Raw genomic sequence first — 17,467 nt, forward strand, 5'->3', positions numbered from 1 at the left:
TGAACAGCTATTTGGCTTATTAATTGCACATCAGTGCTCCAGACCCCGTGATTGGAAACAATCTGAGATTGATTTATTTGGTCAGATAGCAATGCAAGTGGGATTTGCTCTCGACCATGCAAGACTCCTGCAACGAATCGAAGCCGAAAGTATGCGAAGTCAGTTACTGGTGGATATTACCCGCAGCATTCGCCAATCGCTCAACGAAGAGGATGTCCTGAAAACCACTGTGGAAGAGGTTCGCAAAGGACTAAGTGTTGACCGAGTTCTAGTTTATAGCTTTTACGCTAATTGGTTCGGAATTATAATTGCTGAATCAGTAGTTCCAGGTTATCCCAAAGTTTTGCGCTCTAAAATCTATGACCCTTGTTTCACTGAGGGCTATGTAGAAAAGTACCAGTCTGGCCGCGTTGTGGCAACAAACAACATTTATGAGGCCGGTATGGCTGATTGTCATATTAACCTGCTCGAATCCTTTAGTGTGAAAGCAAATTTAGTAGCACCCATTATCAAAGATGAGCAGCTATTTGGCTTGTTAATTGCACATCAGTGTTCTGGACCCCGTGATTGGCAACAGCCTGAGATTGATTTATTTACCCAAATAGCAATGCAAGTAGGATTTACTCTCGATCATGCTAGGCTCCTACAAGCATATCAAGCTACTGAAGCGAACTCTGGTGTATAGCTTTGTGGAAGAGGCAAGGGAGGAGGGGGACAAGGGAGACAAGGAAGACGGGGGAGACAAGGAAGAGACTTGTTCAATATTTCCCCTTATCCTCCTCGTCTCCCCTGCTCCTTGTCCTCTTTTAACCCAAGTGCATCGGGCTTAGTGTAAGTTTTGACGAAGATGCTGCTAGAGCGATCGCTAGTGGTAAAATTCGATGTTCCTGAATTTGAATTCTCGCATGGAGTGTTTCTGCTGTATCATCTGGCAATACTGGTACTGCGGCTTGCATCAATATTGGGCCACTGTCCATTTCTAAACAAGCTATATGCGCTGTGCAACCAGTGATTTTTACCCCAGATGCCAAGGCTTGTTCTACAGCATGGATTCCTTTGAAACTAGGCAACAAACTAGGATGGATATTGATAATTTTATCAGGAAAGGCATCCATGAAAACTGATGTTAACAATCGCATCCAACCTGCCAAAATCACCCATTCCACATCGTAGCGTCGCAATGTCTGCACAATGTTCTCATCAAACTCTTCCCGACTTTGATAGTTGCGGTGATTCAATAAAACAGCTTCTACGCCTCTATTGGCTGCTCTGACGGCTGCTTTCGCCGAGGGGTTATTGTAAATTAAAACTTGAATTTGGGCATTGAGTTGCCCATCTTGGATAGCTTGAGCAACTACATCAAAATTGCTGCCATTCCCAGAAGCCATAATTCCCAGTTTTAAAGGGGCGACTTGTTGGCAAACATCGCTAATGCTGGGAGAAACCAAGCTAAGGGTAGAATCAGGGCGGAAGGTCATAACAGCTCAGAGGGAAAATTATAGATGCCAAAAAAATATACTAAATCGTTAACCTAGCAAAAGTGTACTGTTATTATCAATCATGGTAAGAGTTCCACTAGTAGCCATGCCTGACTTGGGCTGCGCCGATGCACTATAAGACTGAATGTAGCGCCGCACCTCTAGCGGAAAGTGGGGGTAATCTAATACCGCATCACCATCGGCAATAGTTGCCCAAAAGTCGCGCAGACTAGGAGCTAATCTTTTTGCCTGTGATAATGATAAGTTTAATGGAGAGAGAGTTAGTAACTTGATTAAGAAGGGGAAAGAGCGATCGCCCATCCATTGCCGTGATGACTCTTGCAAGTCGGGAAACTCAGGCACTGACTCTACCCGATGGGATAAAATTTGCAACGATTCTTTACCTTGGTTATCTCGATGAAACTCTAGCACCCGATAAGGGTGAGGATAGCTAACTAAAGAGCCAGTGGTAATATCATATACTCCATCTGAGTAAGCAATATCCTGCACGTGTAAATGCCCTGTAAACACTAGCTTGACTCCGTAGCGTCTTAGCAACTGCAACAGTTCTGCTGAATTCGCTAACATATAGCGATTTGCCAGTGGATGATTTGATTGATTGGGCAAGTGCTCGACCACATTATGATGCACCATCACCAAAACTAATTCATCACCAGATGCCGCCAGCACCTCTTCTAACCACCGTAGCTGCTTGGCATCCAAACACCCGATTTGCTCACCCTGGTCATTAAAGGAGTTAGAATTAAGTCCAATCAGCTTCACTCCAGGAAGTAATTGACGAACGTAGTAAATCTGCTGCGGATCTTCATAGCCATACTTTGTGTAATAGTAGGGAAAATCCGCAAAAGCAATTGATTGCTGATCAGCTAACAGCACAGGAACGTCATGATTACCAGGAACGACATAGACGGGAAAAGGTAGTTGGGCTAAATATTGTTGTAACCAGGCGTGATTCTCTGGTTCACCGTGCTGGGTTAAATCTCCTGGTAACAACAAGAAATCTAAATCGAGTTGTGTTAAATGTTCGAGTACACTTTTAAACGCCGAGATACTGACTTCTACTAGATGGAAGCGATTGGGATGATCCCAGATTGTGTGGGGAAGTGCCAGGTGTAAGTCGCTGACTACCGCAAAGCGAAAATTGAGAGCCATTGATTTATGGAAATATTAAAAGCAGGGGTTAAAATAAGCCTTTTCCAAAAAGTATAGCGCTTGCTTTGTTTCGCTGCTCAGGAATGGTATATTAACTTACAGATTGCATCAAGCGATCGCCTCCATAGGGACTTCTAAATTAAAAAAATATCTCATCGCTTTGGCGAGCAAGGGAAGCAGGGGAGGCAGGGGAGGCAGGGGAGGCAGGGGGAGCAGGGGAGGCAGGGGAGCAGAGGAGCAGGGAAGCAGGGGAGAAACAATCTAACGATCAATAATCAATCGCTCCCAAAGTTGAATAATTTAATTTCTGGAAGTCCCATAAATCTCAAGAAACGCGATATATGTAGGGTGTGTTTAATACATCGCGTTTCTCAGCCTAGTTACAGATTTAAAGCATTAATCACTCCATAACCCCATTTCTCATGAAATGTCCCTGGGGGTTTTCCAGGAATTGCACTATTTTTCCGTAGCAAGTCTTTCACAGCATCAGGATCAAGTTTGGGATCACGCTGCAACAGCAGTGCTACTAACCCACTAACGAATGGTGTCGCCATACTTGTACCAGCCATTACCACAAACTTAGAATTAACCATCGATGAGCGGTCAAAAGTGGCATCAGCAGAAAGCGTGGAAACAATCATTGCTCCTGGTGCTGCTACATCCGGCTTTTGTCCATCATTCCGTAGTGGCCCTTCACTACTGAATTCCGAAATAGTATGCAATTCTAAGCCCATTTCTCGCACTTGGGCATCAATATCTGTGTAGTTGGTTCTAGTAGTATAGGCAGTAACAGTAACTGCACTGCTGGCGGCTCCTGGCGAACCAATTTTGACCGCATCCTTAACACTTTTACCTGTAAAAAACACTGAGGAACTTTCATCTAATGTCCACACATTTAAACGTGTGTCAGTTGAAGAATTGTTGCGAACTCGCAGTTGCCAAACCCCTCCCATGACTTGCGAGGGGCCGTTACCACGTATTTGCACAAAGAAATTATGGTCGCCGTTGCCTTGGTCTGGCGCTGGTGTCGCTAATTGCACTCGTGCATCTGGTAACTGGTAATCCTGTGCAGGATTGCCGTCAGTAATGATTTTTTGGAAGGGGGTAACAAAACCGTTGGGACTCCGCAGCGACACTTCCAACTCACTGTCTTTGCAATACCAGGCGTTTAACCAAACTATACCAACTTGATTAAAAGGAACATTAAAGCGCATACCACGAGTACGTCCAGGGGGTATTGTGGTTTGACCATGAATGTTATCGTTTCCTTCGTTACCCGCAGCACAGCAAACAATTCTTCCTGGGCCACTTTCCGCGTTAATAACTTTGGATAAAGAATCACTACCATCATGGGCATCAGCGTGTCCACCCAAGCTGAGATTTACCACTGCTGGGCGTCCCAACTCTCTAGCAACTCGGAAAATGTAACGAACGCCATCAGCAATGTGGGCATCCTGTAAATCTGACTTGACGACAACTAATTCCGCTTCTGGTGCGACACCGCCATAGGTAGCATCGGCACCGGCAGCAATTCCAGCAACGTGAGTACCATGACCACTAGTATCTTGAGAAACTGTCAGTTGCGCTCCTGTAAATTCAGCCCCATAACCGCCCTCAGCGACTCCTGGCCCTGGCAGTGTTTGATCCCAAATGTGTAAAATTCGTCCAGCAAAGGCGGGGTGTTTCGGATCAATGCCACTGTCTATAATGCCGATGATGACTCCTTTACCAGTCAGTCCAGTTTGGTTCTTGAACTCCGGCAGTTTAGTTTTTACCAGTGCAGTGTCCATCCTCAAATGAAGTTTGCGTGATGGCTTGATGCGTTGGATAATATCTTCTTCAGATAAGACATCTAAACTGTCTATCGGTAAGAAAGCCGTCCGCACACTCCCAGAGTTCTGGTTGACTTCAATATTATATTGTGATAAATAACTCAAGTCTGCATCAGGGTCGCAGTAAATAAAAACCATGCTCTTAGTAGGCTTGACTGGGCTTTTGTGGGCAATGATGCCAAGCGATCGCTTATGTGTAACTAAAGCTTGATCTCCTTCATGTTGATAGTCTTGAAATGCCAAAAGTAGACCGGGAGAAAGTTTTTCGTGTTTCATTTTTACCTCAAGTTTAATTTATTTGCTGTCAGCAAAGTAGTGATTTTAACAAGATAAGTTGCTCTGGCATTCACGCAGACTATTTAATGCGACTATAGTTATCTATTTTTTTCATAGATAACATCAAATAAGCTTAGGAAAGCGGAAGTCATTCCTAAGACAATTGCTAATTCATAACTCATATTCCTGAATTATGTCTCCCTCACAGTGATTTTTTGTGACTCGTGAGACATCTTTGAACAGCCACATCTCAGAATTACCCAAGACTGGAGCCACTGGGAATTTTTATAAAATTATTAAACTAATCCAGTGTCTGCCTAAATCATTACGGACAAAGTAAATTTAATTAAGAATAATTAAGTAATAAATAAAAAAGATAAATTTAATCAATATTAAACACTCAAACAAATTGTAGTCAAAATAGTATTAGGCGAATAGAATGAGACTGTTGGTCAATTCTTGATGGGTTTGATCCCTCACCCCTAAAACCTTGGTTTGGCGTTCCTTTCCCGCCCTGAAATAAATTTCGGGCTAATAGCTCAAGTCCGTTGAAACGGACTCCAATCAGGGAAATCAAGAGCAATAGATAATGATGGGTTAGACCCCAATGCGGTTCGGATAAGGTTTTTTGATGACACGCCCTAGATCACAAAGACGCGATAAATCGCCGTCTCTACAAAGGACTGATTATTGTAAAGACGGCGATTTATCGCGTCTCTTGCCTTAACCGAACCGTATTGGGTTAGACCCCCTATTAATTCGCCAACAGTCTCATAGAATTCGCTACTACACTAGCATTGTCCACACTTCGACAAGCTCAGTGACCGCCTCCGTGGACTAATACAAAATCAAGGGTTTTTAACCCACGGAGGTGGGTTTTGTATTTCGACTCCGGCTCCATCGAGCGACTTGTACTGCCCTTCGGCTACGCTCAGGAACCGCGTAGTCGAAGTAAATCGAGATGCTCAACACAAATCTCGTATAGCCGCGACTTCCAGTCGCCCGGTGAGTAATAAACTAGATTTTTCAAACAACCTCTAAGACTGATAAAATTTGCGTATGAAGTAGCAGGATACTGATGAAATCGCTAATGACCACTGGCAAATGATAGATTCTCTATCATAAGTAAGAGCCATAAAGAAGCTAATATTTGCAACGATCGCTTCTAAAGCTACAAAGAGTTATCCATGCAAATTCAAACACCAGACTGGGTGAAGCACGCTGTTTTCTACCAAATTTTTCCAGATCGTTTTGCCAGAAGCAAACAGCCGCGCAAACGTTTGCTGCGTGAAGCCCGCTGGGAAGATTGGGACGCTATGCCAACACTCCAGGGTTATAAAGGCGGCGATTTATGGGGCATCATGGAGGGTTTAGACTACATCCAGGATTTAGGAATTAACGCGATTTACTTTACACCCATTTTTCAATCCGCTAGCAATCACCGCTATCATACCCACGATTATTATCAAGTTGACCCGATGCTGGGGGGCAACGAAGCTTTTAAGGAATTGCTAGATGCAGCCCATCAACGGAATATCAAAGTTGTTCTGGATGGTGTGTTTAACCATTCCAGCCGTGGTTTTTTCTTCTTCCATGACGTTTTAGAAAATGGCCCGCATTCGCCTTGGGTAAATTGGTTCAAAATAGAAAGCTGGCCCCTTTCACCATACAATGGAGAATTCCCTGCACACTACGCAGGTTGGGCGGGAAATCGCGCCTTGCCAGAATTTAACCACGATAATCCCGAAGTGCGGGAATATATTATGGAAATTGCCGAATATTGGATTAAATTCGGCATTGATGGTTGGCGATTAGATGTACCATTTGAAATAAAAACTCCTGGCTTTTGGCAGGAATTCCGCGATCGCGTTAAGGCAATCAATCCCGAAGCTTACATTGTGGGCGAAGTCTGGGGAGATTCCCGCGAGTGGCTAGATGGAACGCAATTTGACGGCGTGATGAATTATCTATTTACTGGGCCAACAATTGCCTTTGCCGCAGGCGATCGCGTAGACTTAGAACAAGTCCAAAGCCGCGACTATCAACCTTACCCACCCTTATTTGCTGCCGAATACGCCACCAAAATCCAAGAAGTACTGCAACTTTACCCTTGGGAAATTCAGTTGACTCAACTCAATTTGCTAGCAAGTCACGATACAGCCCGATTGATGAGCATTGCAGGCGGCGATATAGCTAGTGTAGAATTATCAACTCTACTCCTACTCACCTTTCCCGGTGCCCCCAGCATCTACTATGGTGATGAAGTTGGTTTACCTGGTGCTATAGATCCAGACTCACGTCGTGGCTTTCCTTTAGAAGCCAACTGGGATCGAGAAATTTTCAATACTCACCGCCAATTAATTGCCCTGCGCCACACTTACCCAGCCTTGCGTACAGGTGATTACCAAGTCCTCCATGCTCAAGGAGAACTTTACATCTTTACACGGACTTTGGAGAAAGAAGAATTGATAATTGCTATCAACGCTGGCACAAGTTCGGCAAAAGCGAATGCAGATGTCGTCAGTTTGCGTACTCAACCCAACAAGCTGTTATATGGCAGTGCTGAGGTTGAGTGGAATGGTGAAGGAGAAACTCAGCAATTGACGCTGACTGTTCCCGCACGTAGTGGCTGCATTTTGGGAGTAGGGAGTAGGGAGTAGGGAGTGGGGAGTGGGGGGAAGAGGAGCAGGGGGAGCAGGGGGAGCAGGGGAAGCAGGAGTGGAATACCTAATGCCCCATTCTCCCTACTCCCCATTCCCCACTCCCTACTCCCTACTCCCCATTCCCCATTCCCCATTCCCCATTCCCCATGCATTATTTCCCCGCCACCATTGCAGGCATCAACACCGCATCAATAATATGGATCACGCCATTGTCTGTCAAAATGTCTGTTTTGATGACATTGGCGTTATTCACCTTTAATTTACCATCGGCAGATTCAATGGCTACAATTGACCCCTCAAGCGTCTCTGCCTCATCAATCTGTACCAAATCATCAGACCGAACATCCCCACTAGCTACATGATATGCCACAATTTTCTGGAGCTTGGGGATATCTTGTAGTAGCGAATCTAAAGTTCCCTCTGGCAGATTGGCAAAAGCTTCGTCAGTTGGTGCAAATAGCGTGAAAGAACCAGGACTTTTTAGAGTTTCTATGAGATTTGCAGCTTCCGCAGCCTTCACCAGGGTATTAAAGTTTCCCGCGTTGATAGCAGTTTCCACAAGGTCAGCCATAAGGATGTGTGACTTTAGTCAGGTAGTATTATAAATAACTTATAAAGTGACTAGAAGGCTCTTAGCCTCTATCAACAGAGAGGTTGCTGGCGATTAAATACACGGCAGCAGATTTATCAGTACTGCTACACTGGGGAATGACCCCAAGAACCCCTGATTATGCTAAAGCGTTCTAAGTTCGAGACAACTCAATCTCAGATTATGCACCGTTCTGAGGAGTTGATTAGTGCAGCCTCAAATCGTTACCGCATTACGGTTCAGGTGGCAAATCGTGCTAAACGTCGGCGTTATGAAGACTTTGAAAATAACGAAGATGCGATGATGAAGCCAGTGCTAAGGGCAATTATCGAAATGTCCGATGAATTGACTCAGCCAGAAATTATTGGCGAACTATAAAAGAAGGCTTTAGAGAAGGTAGGATGAGCAAACATCTATCGTTCATTCAACCCCTACTCAAGTCCTGGCAGGCACTCACTGCTTTCATGGTAGTGGGTGTAATTGCTTTGAGTTCAGGGGCGGGTAAATCAATACACACAAATTTATTTAGCATCCAAGCTGTATACGCTCAGAGAATCACTCCTGGTGATGTTTGGCAAGAAGTTTATCAGCAATTGCCAGATTTACCACGAGAAAATAAGTATATCAGCAAAGAAAATGGTCAAGTTGCCGAAAACAACACCTTAGTAAATCGCCTGATTAGATATCACGTTTATACCAAAGGGCGGGCCCCAATTTATCGCTTGGATTGGAAGCTGACTTTAGCTGATTACCTGGGTGCAAACGAAATTATGTATGATGCTAGCTATCCAGGCAATGATACACTACGGCAAAATCCGATGGAAGGCGATCGCAAAGCCATCACCCGTCTCACCCGCAGCCAGCGAGATGCCCTAGTGCAAGTCTTAGTCAATATATTTAACCCTACCCAAAATACCCAATCTCCCAGCCCCAACACCGCACCCAGTCCTAATACATCAACCACCCCACAGTCACCCCAACGAGGAGGTGCTGAACTACTCAAATGACCAAACCCACAGTCCAAAATCTTCCTTTGCGTCCCTCTGCGTTAAACCTCTGCGTCCCTCTGCGTTTAAAAAACTAAACTATGGAACGCGTTGTAAAAACCGGCTTTGGCTGGCGTATTGGCTGGAACTCCGATGCACCTGAATTTAAAGGTTTAGTAGGTACAGATGATTGGGCGATTGAATTAACCGAAGCCGAGTTGAATGATTTTTGCCGTCTATTAGCACAGCTAGCAGACACCATGAAGCAACTCGCAACAGAATTAATGGAAGAGGAAAAAATTGCTTGTGAAGCCGAAAGCGATTTATTATGGATGGAGGTAGAAGGCTATGCTCATGATTACAGTTTGCGCTTCATCTTGAATACAGGGCGATGTGTAGAGGGTAAATGGGATGCTTCTGCTGTTCCAGATTTGCTGCAAGCGACTGGGATGCTTAAGGTTTTTTAAATTAGCCTCTTGCTTATCCTAAAATTTTGCTGTATGATAGTAATTCTGACCGGGGCGTAGCGCAGCTTGGTAGCGCGCCACTTTGGGGTAGTGGAGGTCGTGGGTTCGAATCCCGCCGCTCCGATTGATGATAAGCCATGCCTGCTAGTCTTTTTGAAAGATTGGCAGGTTTTTCAATCATGTCTACGATACCAAATTCTTAGTGCAAAATCATTCCAAAACTTCACTACAAATAATAATTGAAATTGGCATAGACAGTGTAGGCAAACTATTATTATTCAGCCATTCGCGCATATTATGTTGATGGTAAATTTGCACCAATTGATTAAACAATTCCTGACCTACAAAACCATTACGTCGCAATATATTTAACTCTCGGTTAATTACTTGAGTTATAGAACTGCGAAACGCCTTTTCTAAAAGATTGACTTGACCTTTTACTTCTTCGTCTGTAATTAATTTAAAAAATATTCTCAGTTCACGGAGAATATATCGTTGTCCCTGAGTCAAACGTTGATTAAATTCCCGTTCTGCTTGGCGATGCTTCACTTCTTCTGCAAATTGGCATTTGACACGCATCACAGCAGAGTTATGCTCTTTGCGAACTGTTAAGCTGGGAGTAGTAGAATCAGCTTTAATTGCACCCAGAATGCGGGGTATATCCCTAGAAACTATATTTCCCTCATCGTCTAATAAAAACAACTGCTGATAGCCTTTGATTTCAGGTCGATTGGGGTCTGAAGCTTCACAGAAAACGTATGTTCCCTTCTGCTGCATAGAGAATTTAGCTGTACGAATACCATGCGGTAAATTAGCAATCCGCTCAAATTCACCTGAGTCTTCTTTCTGTAGTTTTCTGAGAATTTCTTCAGCTTCATTTAAATCCAAAAAATCTTCTTCACCTTCCATATCAAAAAGGCTCAACTGTTTACCCTGTTGTTCATAAATAGCATACATAGCTTCTTCATTTAATTGTTCCGTGAGGTCAAGAATTGCAGCATCTTCACCAATAGAATCATGAATCTCTTGAATTCTGTTTTTGAGCTTTTGCTTCAAGCCTAAATTACGTTCAATGCCTAATTCAGGTAAAAAATTGTATCCATAAATTACATCTTTATCACTACCAATTCTGTCAATGCGACCAAAACGCTGAATTAATTTTACAGGGTTCCAATGCAAATCATAATTTATAATAAGGTCGCCATCTTGGAGGTTTAAACCTTCTGCTAATACATCGGTAGCAATCAGTGTATTAATTTCAGACTCACCAGCCTTAAATTTATATTCTTTATTGGCTTTCGGTGCAAATCTGCCAACTACACGAGTTTTATTCTTATTACTTCCGCTATAAATAACATCAATATCATCTTGCTTACCTTGCGGGTTTAAATTTTCGTGTAGATATTTAGCAGTATCAGCATATTGAGTAAAAATCAGCCGTTTTTTATCTTTGAGTATAGGTTTATCTAACCAATTTATCAAAGTCTGTAATTTGGCATCTTTATCAGGTGTTATTGGTTCAACTAACGCCTGAATTTTTTTGAGTAGCTTAATATCATGCTCAATATGCTGTTGTAATTTATCTCCATTAAAATCCGCCAAGTCATATTTACCAGACACCTGACGTAATCCATCCATCAAATCTTGTTCTTCAGCTTGGTTATAATCTGCTGATAGTAAGATTTGCGCTTCCTCTCCTGCGGGAATAAATCCTTGAGATAGTCCATTTAGAAACCTTTCATGGACTATCAATAATTTTTGAATAGTTTCTTGAAATGCATAAACACTCGACTCAAAGCGCTTAAATAATAGCACCCGCATTAGTCCTCGCAGGTTAGCGCCAGCGCGTTGCAAAGTATTATAAGGCTCTTGTTTTTGTTTGTCTTTTAAGACATAATTCCATAACCCATAACGGGCATAGCTGAGTTCGTTGACAAGTGGTTTAGCCAGTTGACGCTTGCGAGATTTGCCTAAATATTGGCGTAATTCCTGGTAAAGTCCTTGATAGGTGTCTTCAATACTGTATTCAATGGTTTCTAGTTCTCGCTTAGGGAAAAATCGATGTTTACCACCGACAATTACGTAAGCGCGTCGGGTTCCGTCAAGGTATTCTCGGAAGTTAGCAGAGTCTACTGTTTGATGGGTTTGTGCGTCAAAGCCGTAAAAACGTAAGATATGGTTGCGGGTGCGACGAATGAGGATATGAGATAGTAATTCTGGTAATTTCTTTTCGCCCTTTTCCACTAACTGGAAGTATTGCTTTAAATCGGGAGGGTCTATTGGTAAATCTGTTTTATCATCTTGATGGAATAGTTTTAGCTGGTAGTAGATATCCCAAGCGCTTTTGTTGCGGGGAGTTGCTGTTAATAAGCAACAGCGTTTACCTGTGGCTAAAAATGTTTCTACTACTTTATATCTTTGAGTAGTGTGATTTCGGAGATTATGGCTTTCGTCAATTAATACAAAATCTCTATCTTTATATTTGAAATCATCTAATAAAACTTTGAAGCCGCTTTCATCGTCTTCTTTTAGCATTCCCATTGACAGAACACGAGAATTTAGTTGATAAACTTCGTTATAACGTTCCCACATTTCTAGCAGTGGCGCAGGACAGATAATTAAAGGACGGGCGCGTTCTGTTTGTTCAAAACGTTTGACAATTGCAGCCCCAATAAAGCTTTTACCTAATCCAACTACATCAGAGACAAAAGCGCCACCATAATCTCGGATATTTTGCACAGCATTATTAACAGCGACTTTTTGAAAATCTGCTAACTGTTTGGTAATTTCGTCTTCTAAAATCAAGTCTTTTGGCGTGGTATCTTCTAATCTATCTTTGACTAAACTGTAGAGAGTTTTCATGTAAACATCATAGGGACGCACTGGAGAACCCGCCCAAGATTGTTTCATTTCGCGCATCAAGGCTTCATTAAAATCTTCCGCCTCGTTCCATAATTCTTCAAACCAGTTGCTTAATTCTGTATGATTATCGTTTCCGTGAATTATGACATTGAGTTCAGTATTATGGCTGATACCAGAAAGGGTAAGATTAGATGAGCCAACTATAGCAATACCTTTTTCTGTACGTTCTAAAGCTCTACCTTTGCCGTCATAGATAGTACCATAGTCAAAAATATAGGCTTTCGCGTGTAAAGTTCCCTTGGTGTAAACTCGGACATGAAGCCGTTTTTCTTCAATCATCTGCACTAGATTTTTTACCAGTGTTTCAGCTTTATCTGTTTGATCCATTAGTTCTATACTAGAACGGACATTGGCTGCTGTATCGTTAGCCATCCGTTTTTCTTCACTATGTTTGGGATATTTTTGAGCTTCAAGTTTATCTGCAATTAATTCTAGTCGCCGATATCCTTGGGCGATTTGTTCGACGGTTTCGCGGTTGCTGGTGTTACCAATTAGTAGGCGTAGTTCTTTAATGTTTGTGAGGCGTTGTGCAATGGCGGTGAAGCCAGAAAGGAAAAAGTAACCTACTGCAAAATGGGCTGCTGCTGATGAGTCGAGAATGCAGTTGATTTGGTCTACTAATTTTTGATTGCGATTATCTATAATATCATGTATAGGCATAAGTTCTATAACTAGTAGTTGAATAAAATTATGAGCGATTCAGAACGTATAGAGAAACTGGTTGAATCTAACGCTAAAGCAATTCAAGCATTGACAGAGCAATCGAATCAACTCATTCAATCTAACGCCAAAGCAATTCAAGCATTGACTGATTTATCTAGTAGCATTTTACCGAGACTAGATGAGATGCAGCGGCAAATGGTTAATACACAACGCCAAATGATTGATAATCAAAGAAGAATTGATGATAATACAGCAGATATTAGAGAGTTAACCCTGGAAAATCAGAGAATTTTGAAATATCTAGAATCTGGAAAAAAATAATTTTGCGAAGGTGCATTAAATTTATTTAACTCACCATATCCAGAGTTCAAGATGCTAAAACTTCGCTGAGGATAATAACTGGTAAACCTGGAACATTACGAAAGCCTTTATCATTGGTTATAAATTGGTTGCAATTAACAGATAAGGCTGTAGCTGCATGAATAGCATCGGGTGTTTTAAGATTGGTAGTAGCGCGGAGACTTGCAGCTTGTCTTAGTACAGGTTGACTGATAGGAACTAGTCGCATATTTTCGGATAACAGCAGTTCTTCGTAAACATTGAGTAAAAATGTATCATTGTTTCTCAAAGGAAGAACTAAAGCTTCCATCAATATGAGTTCACTACTAATAATTTGAATTTCTCCTGTCTGAAACTTTAACCATAGCGGTTGCAGCAGTGAATAATATTCAGGGTTCCACTCTATGCTATAAATCAGTACTGGCGTGTCTATATAGATAACGCCAGAAGAGGGAAGTATTAGCTGTCCCATGAATCCCGTTCCTCTTGCAGCTGTTTATCTATTTCTTCAGCACTTTTTGGTGTGCGTTTAGCGTGAACTTCTTCTAGAATTTCTATTGCAGAACGCCGTTTTATTTTAGGCTTTTCTGGCAAAATCACAAATACATCAACGCTGTCACCAATCTCGGCTTCTGGAAGTTCTATTTCTATTTTGTTTCCTGGTAAAACTTTAGTTGTGATGCGTAAAGCTGCTTGCATGATTTTTTTCACCTTATACAGTTAGGACATCTTCGTAAATATCTGCCAACTACTTATTGTGGGGTGGGCGTCTCGCCCGCCCTTGTAATATGGGCGGGCGAGACGCCCACCCCACAAGATTGGGTAATTTATTTGTTGGAAGTCCCTAAGTTAACTCTCAATCCTATTTTAATTATGAATTATTACAGTCCATAAAGGGCGGCGACTCGTTCATCTATTTCTTTCTCCCATTTTTCACAGTTAACGCCTTTTGCGTCTAGGCATTTTTGGACTAGTTGAGATATGGTTTCGCGTTCTGTATTTGAAGCGTTGGGGATGGGAATTTTGTTTACATATATAGATTGAAGCGTTAAGCGACCTCTTTGCTCTGCATCACCTAGTACAGAACAAATTTCTTTTAGATATTCCCATACTAGTCTTGAGTTCAAGATACCCAATAAGTACAAATCATTTACAGTAATTGAAAATACAGTTTTTAGTGTACAAGTACCTTCTATATCAAATGCAAACCGTGAACTCATTGCAATTTCAGGATAGACAATTTTAGGCTGAGTTAGGAGATGGTGATAACTAGAGCCATATCGACCAAGGCAATACCATTTGTAACGTTCCTGAACGACTTCAGGTCTTTTTTCTAAAACGTCACGATACTTCATTAAATGGTTTTTAATAGATGGATATCTATCTATTTCAAAATTCCAAGGAGCAAATATAAGCCATTGAGCAGGTCGGTTTATATTATATTTCCGAATTGTATCACCATAAATTAGAGGCTTAAATACATTAGCACAATTAGGATCAATAGAGATTAGTGCTTGGTGGATTTGAGAGTTAACAATAAAAGCTTTATCACATCCAGTTAATAGACCACGATAAATTTGTCCTTTTACATATTCCCCTAATGGAATACCTGCTGCTTCCATCTTTATCAGACGGTTAGCGGCGATAGAATCTGTGAGTCTCCAATTTGCTCCATTTAATGCACCTAATGGTAAAGCTTGTCCGCTTTTTTCTATAACTCCAAGTATCTCTGGGTATGGTAGTTTTAGTGATTTTACTTGTGTGAAGATGGTAGAGATTGTTGCTTTTTTCCCATTCTGAGCAATAAAAATCATTGGAAAAGTAGCAGCAGTTTTAAATACTGGTAACTCCCCAAAATCTGTAATGCTCTGGACTTGGCAAGTATCAGCAATATACTCGCGTAACTTTTCTCCATACTTAGCGCGAAACCACTTATTAGAAGAAATAAAAGTCAACATCCCACTTGGCTTTAAGAGTTGCAAAGCACGGGCATAAAAGAAACAATATAAATCAGCCGTTCCAGTATAAACAGCCGGATACACTTTTTGTAGTGTTGGCTTTAAATGTTTAATCAATTCCTGTCTTACATAAGGCGGATTCGCTACCTGAATATCAAACCCACCATCTGCAAATACTTCTGCAAACTCTACAGCCCAATCAAATCCTGCAACCTGAGTGCTACCATGAGTAATTAGTGCAATTTGATTTTTTAACTCATTAATTTCCTGCTCTAACTTTTGCTTCTTACCCCCTTCATGAGTTCGCATATATTCAGCTTTTTTCTGACGAAATTGGCTGATAAACTCATGTCTAATCACTCCCGTTATTGCAGGGCTAGGCGCAATCAAACTATCTCCCGCTTCAATTTTATATTTTAAGTTGGGTAATGGTGGCGGATTATCACCCTCATACTCTACAGCCAGCGATAGCCACAACCTTAACCGAGCAATATTGACTGCAAAAATGTCAATATCTACACCGTAAAGATTATTTTCAATAATATCTAATTTGCGCTGATATACAGTATTAGAGTCTAGACCTTTGTTAGCAAATAAACATTGACGCAAATCTAATAATTCATGAAGCATTCCGAGTATATAAGCACCGCTTCCAGCCGCTAAGTCGCAACACTTGACGCGGCGCAATGCTTCTAAAATTGCTTCTGGATTTTTAATATTATCTGGATGATGTTCATCTACAAATTGTGATATACTATCGGTAGCTTCTCCTAATACCTGGGTTTTTAGATATCCCTTTAGCGCCTCACGACACATAAACGAAACTATCGGTTTTGGTGTATAATAACTGCCAGATTCATGCCTCCCTGTAACGAGTTCCTCGAACACTTTACCGAGCATTTCTGGGTCAACTGCTACCTCTACATCTAGCGGCGTACTCTCGGTGACAGTGAAAGCAAAACGTTGAAATAGATTATGAATGATACTGTCTATACATTCATCTGAAACTATAATTTCATGGTCTTTGTCATCTTCATCTTGCTCAAATAAACCACCGTTGAGGTAGGGTACATGACCAATCAGGTCTTTAAGTAAACCTCCGTTATTAATATTTGCTATATCATATTGTTGGGGATTATTCAATCATAAAAAGAAAAGGTGAGAAAGTCTATCTTTATAAAAGTTTTTATTGGATGTATGATCATCTTTTAGATAAGCTTCCCATAAAGCTGATAGATAATCTATGCTTCCTTGGAATTTTAGCCAACCTTTTTTCTGGATAAATCCAATGAACATGAGACGGTTAAATAACTTTTGAGTGAATAAGCGTTTACGTTCCTTGTCCGTGTTCCAGTCAATTAATCTTTCAACTTTCTCAAAGGTTTTACGATACTCTCTAAAAAATTCTTGGGTGACAGCTTCAACATCAAACGCCTCATCATGAAGTGTCTGAATATCTAAGGGTGATGCATTTGGATGTTTTTCTAAATCTAACAGACTGATTCTTTCTGTGGCTGTGCGTAATTGTTCGCCTTCTCCAACGGTAATGCGCCGGAATAGCTTGCGTTTTTGCAGGGTGTTGTCATATTTGACATTAATAAAGTGCCACTGCGATCGCAATTTATTAGAAAATACAAATAGTGCATAAGGATGTTCTTTCAGAAGATAATCAACGACTCTTCTTTCACTTTGTCTTGATAAGTCTTCTGAACTCAAACGTGCATAAATAACGTGAAAAGCATTATTAGCACCACCAGACGCTAATAATAAGGGTTCATCTATCAGTTCATTAGCAACTACATCAGTCAATTTTCGACGAGAAAGTTCTTTATTTACTCGTTCGTAGTTCAATTGAGTCCAAAACAATTTTTTGAGTGCATCAAGACTTTTCAAATTTTGAAGTGAATTCAATATAGACTCTTGCAGTTCTAATACAGGCATAAATATAAAGCTTGTGGCAGATGTGTATTTTTACCAAAAACGGCACAATAAATTCTGACCACGAGGCTTACACCTCGCAGCATTTCTAACGTTTTTAAGATATGAAAAATTGCCGCAACTCAGATAAAAATCTGCTGCGTTTAAATTGTTCTATACCTCTAAATTAAAAAGAATTAATCT

The 17,467-nt window shown here is 41.3% G+C and carries 15 protein-coding genes and 1 tRNA gene; 7 read left to right on the top strand and 9 right to left on the bottom strand.

The window, feature by feature from the left end:
* On the top strand, window positions 1-685 hold a 685-nt coding region (locus VB740_RS25560), incomplete at its 5' end, for a GAF domain-containing protein (protein ID WP_323202672.1).
* A 121-nt stretch (window positions 686-806) separates the two neighbouring features.
* Here VB740_RS25560 and purN read toward each other — a convergent pair.
* The 3 genes from purN to VB740_RS25575 form a co-directional block, all read right to left on the bottom strand.
* Window positions 807-1,478 (bottom strand): phosphoribosylglycinamide formyltransferase, encoded by a 672-nt coding sequence (gene purN / locus VB740_RS25565; RefSeq protein WP_323202673.1) that lies wholly within the window; start codon window positions 1,476-1,478, stop codon window positions 807-809.
* A gap of 48 nt (window positions 1,479-1,526) precedes the next feature.
* Window positions 1,527-2,651 (bottom strand): metallophosphoesterase family protein, encoded by a 1,125-nt coding sequence (locus VB740_RS25570; protein WP_323202674.1) that lies wholly within the window; start codon window positions 2,649-2,651, stop codon window positions 1,527-1,529.
* 380 nt (window positions 2,652-3,031) lie between these two features.
* Window positions 3,032-4,759, bottom strand: a complete 1,728-nt coding sequence (locus tag VB740_RS25575; protein ID WP_323202675.1) for a S8 family peptidase — start codon at window positions 4,757-4,759, stop codon at window positions 3,032-3,034.
* A gap of 1,187 nt (window positions 4,760-5,946) precedes the next feature.
* Between VB740_RS25575 and VB740_RS25580 the strand changes: the two genes are divergently transcribed.
* Window positions 5,947-7,419: a glycoside hydrolase family 13 protein gene (locus tag VB740_RS25580; RefSeq protein WP_323202676.1), complete on the top strand. Its 1,473-nt coding sequence runs from the start codon at window positions 5,947-5,949 to the stop codon at window positions 7,417-7,419.
* A 154-nt stretch (window positions 7,420-7,573) separates the two neighbouring features.
* Here the strand turns inward: VB740_RS25580 and VB740_RS25585 are convergent, their stop codons facing one another.
* Window positions 7,574-7,993, bottom strand: a complete 420-nt coding sequence (locus VB740_RS25585) for a fasciclin domain-containing protein (RefSeq protein WP_323202677.1) — start codon at window positions 7,991-7,993, stop codon at window positions 7,574-7,576.
* 159 nt (window positions 7,994-8,152) lie between these two features.
* On the opposite strand from VB740_RS25585, the gene VB740_RS25590 reads away from it, so the two are divergent.
* The 4 genes from VB740_RS25590 to VB740_RS25605 all read left to right on the top strand — a co-directional run bounded on the left by VB740_RS25590 (window position 8,153) and on the right by VB740_RS25605 (window position 9,588).
* Window positions 8,153-8,389 (top strand): DNA-directed RNA polymerase subunit omega, encoded by a 237-nt coding sequence (locus VB740_RS25590; protein ID WP_100900204.1) that lies wholly within the window; start codon window positions 8,153-8,155, stop codon window positions 8,387-8,389.
* Window positions 8,390-8,412: 23 nt separating this feature from the next.
* The gene (locus tag VB740_RS25595) at window positions 8,413-9,018 is read left to right on the top strand and encodes a hypothetical protein (protein WP_323202678.1); all 606 of its coding nucleotides are present in this window, start codon (window positions 8,413-8,415) and stop codon (window positions 9,016-9,018) included.
* Between the two features lie 80 nt (window positions 9,019-9,098).
* Window positions 9,099-9,464, top strand: a complete 366-nt coding sequence (locus VB740_RS25600) for a DUF1818 family protein (RefSeq protein WP_323202679.1) — start codon at window positions 9,099-9,101, stop codon at window positions 9,462-9,464.
* A gap of 50 nt (window positions 9,465-9,514) precedes the next feature.
* Window positions 9,515-9,588 (top strand) — tRNA-Pro (locus VB740_RS25605).
* An 86-nt stretch (window positions 9,589-9,674) separates the two neighbouring features.
* Here VB740_RS25605 and VB740_RS25610 read toward each other — a convergent pair.
* Window positions 9,675-13,046, bottom strand: coding sequence for a helicase-related protein (locus VB740_RS25610; protein WP_323202680.1), 3,372 nt, complete (start codon window positions 13,044-13,046; stop codon window positions 9,675-9,677).
* Window positions 13,047-13,076: 30 nt separating this feature from the next.
* Here VB740_RS25610 and VB740_RS25615 point away from each other — a divergent pair, with 30 nt between their 5' ends.
* A complete protein-coding gene (locus VB740_RS25615) occupies window positions 13,077-13,370 on the top strand; it encodes a hypothetical protein (protein ID WP_323202681.1) in 294 nt (97 codons plus the stop codon).
* A 46-nt stretch (window positions 13,371-13,416) separates the two neighbouring features.
* On the opposite strand, the gene VB740_RS25620 is transcribed toward VB740_RS25615, so the two are convergent.
* From VB740_RS25620 to VB740_RS25635, 4 genes are all read right to left on the bottom strand, one after another.
* Complete coding sequence (locus VB740_RS25620) at window positions 13,417-13,860, bottom strand: type II toxin-antitoxin system VapC family toxin (protein WP_323202682.1); 444 nt, start codon at window positions 13,858-13,860, stop codon at window positions 13,417-13,419.
* Window positions 13,848-14,087 carry a hypothetical protein gene (locus VB740_RS25625; protein WP_323202683.1) on the bottom strand — a complete coding sequence of 80 codons (240 nt, stop codon included), beginning with the start codon at window positions 14,085-14,087 and terminating at the stop codon, window positions 13,848-13,850. The genes VB740_RS25620 and VB740_RS25625 overlap by 13 nt, the downstream gene beginning before the upstream one ends.
* Window positions 14,088-14,269: 182 nt before the next feature.
* Complete coding sequence (locus tag VB740_RS25630; RefSeq protein ID WP_323202684.1) at window positions 14,270-16,489, bottom strand: Eco57I restriction-modification methylase domain-containing protein; 2,220 nt, start codon at window positions 16,487-16,489, stop codon at window positions 14,270-14,272.
* Entirely contained in the window at window positions 16,490-17,287 is a 798-nt protein-coding gene (locus VB740_RS25635; RefSeq protein ID WP_323202685.1) for a hypothetical protein, read from the bottom strand.
* Window positions 17,288-17,467: the final 180 nt, after the last annotated feature.

The organism is Nostoc sp. UHCC 0251 (genome assembly GCF_034932245.1).
GTDB lineage: Bacteria > Cyanobacteriota > Cyanobacteriia > Cyanobacteriales > Nostocaceae > Nostoc.